We start from the raw sequence: 270 nt of genomic DNA, 5'->3' as shown, positions 1-270 counted from the left end.
GATTTTACCAAGCAAAACCGAGTGAATAAAGAGTTTTAAATAAGCTTGAATTCATAAGAAATAATCGCTAGTGTTCGAAAGAACACTCACAAGATTAATAACGCGTTTAAATCTTTTTATAAAAGAACGTAACTTCATGTTAACGTTTGACTTATAAAAATGGTGGAAACATAGATTAAGTTATTAAGGGCGCACGGTGGATGCCTTGGCACTAGAAGCCGATGAAGGACGTTACTAACGACGATATGCTTTGGGGAGCTGTAAGTAAGC

The 270-nt window shown here is 35.9% G+C and carries 1 rRNA gene; it reads left to right on the top strand.

Annotation, left to right across the window (positions count from 1 at the left end):
- Positions 1-173: 173 nt before the first annotated feature.
- Positions 174-270 (top strand): 23S ribosomal RNA (locus IDG63_RS14375); the annotation flags it as partial.

The organism is Staphylococcus sp. EG-SA-14 (assembly GCF_017151935.1).
GTDB classification, from domain to species: Bacteria; Bacillota; Bacilli; order Staphylococcales; family Staphylococcaceae; genus Staphylococcus; species Staphylococcus aureus.
This window is presented reverse-complemented; position numbering and strand designations above follow the sequence as displayed.